This is a genomic window from Candidatus Jordarchaeum sp. (assembly GCF_052745115.1).
Window position 1 is genome coordinate 1 of sequence record NZ_JBRAKS010000401.1, and the last position, 3321, is coordinate 3321.

The 3321-nt window shown below is 37.5% G+C and carries 3 protein-coding genes and 1 pseudogene; all 4 read left to right on the top strand.

What is annotated here, in order from left to right; genetic code table 11:
* Positions 1-63: 63 nt before the first annotated feature.
* The 4 genes and pseudogenes from ACUVXA_RS18500 (at position 64) to ACUVXA_RS18515 (ending at position 2930) form a co-directional block, all read left to right on the top strand.
* Positions 64-308 (top strand): annotated as a pseudogene (locus tag ACUVXA_RS18500) (2-oxo acid dehydrogenase subunit E2).
* 101 nt (positions 309-409) lie between these two features.
* Complete coding sequence (locus tag ACUVXA_RS18505) at positions 410-1393, top strand: thiamine pyrophosphate-dependent dehydrogenase E1 component subunit alpha (RefSeq protein ID WP_445872766.1); 984 nt, start codon at positions 410-412, stop codon at positions 1391-1393.
* A gap of 109 nt (positions 1394-1502) precedes the next feature.
* Positions 1503-1889, top strand: a complete 387-nt coding sequence (locus ACUVXA_RS18510; protein ID WP_445872767.1) for a cupin domain-containing protein — start codon at positions 1503-1505, stop codon at positions 1887-1889.
* 39 nt (positions 1890-1928) lie between these two features.
* A complete protein-coding gene (locus tag ACUVXA_RS18515; RefSeq protein WP_445872768.1) occupies positions 1929-2930 on the top strand; it encodes a zinc-dependent alcohol dehydrogenase family protein in 1002 nt (333 codons plus the stop codon).
* Positions 2931-3321: the final 391 nt, after the last annotated feature.

The window sequence follows — 3321 nt, forward strand, 5'->3', positions numbered from 1 at the left end:
TTCACGGTTTTTTTCGTTTGTTGGCGAATCTCGAATTATAAAACTTCCTATCAATTCACAAATATTGGTGTATATGGTATATATTCTGGAACATCTTTAATTTTCCCTCCCCAAACAGCAATTATGTATATGGGGGTAGTATCTGATACACCTTCTGTTTGTAATGATGCTATTGTTATAAGAAAAAAATGTTGTTAGGTTCGACTTTCGATCACAGGGTCATAACCGGGGGGAGGGGTGCGAAGTTTCTTGGTGTTGTTAAGGAAGTACTGGAAAATCCTGATAGTTTCAATTTGCATTCCCTGTGAGATAATTGTTAGTTGTTCGGCTTAGTATTTTTAAAAACATAGTTCTTTAATAACTTAATGCTTTTTAAGACAAACATTACTTATTCTATGGGTATTCAATAATGGAGCTTAGAGCAAGTTCTCTAAAAGTGATGCTTTACTGGATAGTATTGAGCAGGAGGCTTGAAGAGCGTATTACCATACTATTTCGAGAAGGCAGGTTGTCAGGGCACCATCATCCCGGGGTAGGCCAGGAAGCGGTGAATGTTGGAGTTTGTTATGCTATGGGACCTGATGACTATGTACTTCTAACACACAGGGGGAAGGCACCGGCATTAATGAGGGGAATAGGCCTTAAAGAACTTATGGCAGGTTATTACGGAAAGAAAGAGGGTTTAGGTGGTGGAAGGGTGCCCACTGGTTCGCACATGTATGGTGATCTATCTAAGCATATTCTTCCAATGCCAGGTATAATTGGCTCAGGTATTCCTTTGGCTGTAGGTGCTGCTCTGGGTTTAAAGCTAAAGAAAAATAACAGTGTAGTTATTGACTTTTTTGGCGATGGTGCTGCTAATAGAGGGGATTTTCATGAAGGTTTGAATCTCGCAGCATCTATGAAACTACCTGTGATATTTGTGCTTGTTAATAATGGGTATTCTATATCTGTTTCTGTTAAAAAGGCAACTGGTCTGGAAAAACTTTATATAAGAGCAAAAGGTTATGGTATCCCTGGAATAAACCTTGATGGAAATGATGTACGTGCTGTTTTTAAGGAAACCTTAACAGCTATTGAGAGGGCTAGGAAGGGAGAAGGTCCAACTCTGATTGAGTGCATGGTACATCGGTGGATGAGGCATTCTATAAGTGATGCAGATATATATAGAGACGCTACTGAAAAACGGGAGGGTGAAAAAAAAGACCCGGTAGCCCGATTTAGAAATGATTTGTTCTCTGAGGGCATTATATCAGCTGTTGGATATGAAGAAATTGAAAAAAAGGTTTATAATGAAATTGAAGAAGCTATAAGATACTGTGAAATGGAATGTACCGACCCTGATCCATCTGACCTCATCAAGGGAGTTTACTGTAATAATAATTTGAAGTGATAATTTGAAAGCATCATTCTGAATTTTTCTCATTATCTTTTGTATTCTGGTGAATTTTTTCAAAATTTTAAATTAGTAAATCATATTTTATTTCATAATGGTGGATGATATGCACAAGATTAATATTGATGAAGTACCTGAAGAAAGTATTAATAGGGTTTACATGAGAGGTGTTTCGATTAAGTATTTAATCGTTGAAGAGTTTGGGGCGCCTAATTTTGAAATGCGCTACTTTGAATTGCAGAAGGGTGGTAAGACATCAATTGATCAGCATAATTATGAGCATGAGGTGTTTGTTCTAAGGGGGAAAGGTAAAATGGTTGTAAAGGATAAAGAATTTTTACTTAGGCCCAATGATGCAATCTTAATAGAATCAAATGAATCACATCAATTCTATCAAATAGGGGAAGATCCTTTTGGTTTTATCTGTATTGTACCAAATGGGGTTAGTCGAAGCAAATACAAGGTGCCCCTTAACTACAAAAAGGAAGGGTGATTTTATAGTATAATTTTTTATAATGTTTAGAGGTTTTATATGAAGGCTGTTTTGATGACAGAAAGGGGTGGTCCAGAGGTATTGAAGATAGAAAACATACCGGTACCAGCTATAAAAAGAGGTTCAGAGCTACTTGTAAAAGTGAAAGCTGCCGGTATGAACCCCGTTGATATTAAGCAACGTATCAGAGGAACCTGGTATCCATCAAGACTCCCCCAAATTCTTGGGCTCGATGGGGCTGGTGTTGTTGAGGAAATAGGTCCGGAGGTGAAAAGATTTAAACCTGGAGATAAGATTTATTTTATCTGCGGAGGTTTTGGGAAAACACCGGGTACATATGCAGAATATACAGTGATAGACGAGTGGTTTGCAGCCATTAAACCTGAATCGCTTTCCTTTGCCGAAGCGGCAGCCTGCCCATCTTCTCTAATCACATCCTGGGAGTGCCTTTTTGATAAGGGGAGACTCTCAGGGGGAGATAGTGTTTTAATTCATGCCGGAGCAGGAGGAGTAGGTCATTTAGCGGTACAGCTTGCCCATAATAGAGGATCAAGGGTTGCCACAACAGTGGTAAGTAAAAAACAGGCTGATATTGTAAAAAAGCTTGGTGCAGAAAAAGTAATAATCGTAACAGGAAATGATTTTGTAAAGGAAATTATGGAATGGACTGAAGGTAAAGGGGTAGACCTGGCACTTGATCTGGTGGGAGGAGAAACATTTTACAGAACTTTCTCGTGTGTTAAATTATATGGCACCCTTATAGCTCTTCTGAGTCCAGTACATGGTGCTGGTGATTGGACTGAAGCCAGGTTGCGAAATTTATCAATCATATTAGAACTTATGTTGACACCTATGTATTATGATCTGATCGAAATCCAGCTCCATCACAGGGAAATTCTTGAAGAATGTGCAAGACTGTTTGACACAGAAAAATTGTCCGTGATTGTAAATAGGACCTTTCCTTTAAAGGATGCATCAGAGGCACACAGATTACTTGAACAGGGTGATATCATCGGGAAAATTATTCTTCTAATGGAATAATGAAAATTTTCTATTAGTGTTATTTGGATGCAAAAATTATACGATAGTTTAATATTAGATATTTATCATGGCTGTCCTAATTAGTTTCTGGTGAATGATTAGTCAAGAATTTCAATTGTATTGAATTAAAAAACCTGTAACATATGGTAAAACCTCTTTAAAACAAAGCCTTATATTATTAAAGGAGTTTTCATATTTTTACAGGTTTTAAAAGACAAAAGGAACTGACCGATTCCCTTATTGAAGATATTGTGCCTCAGGACCATGATTTAGTCAAACTGAAAAAGGTTCTTAACTGGGAAAAGGTAAACGGGCTCTATGAATAATACAGAATAATACGTATCAAGCAGGCAGTAGAAAAGTTCATTGAATGTGGAGATTATTCAAAAGG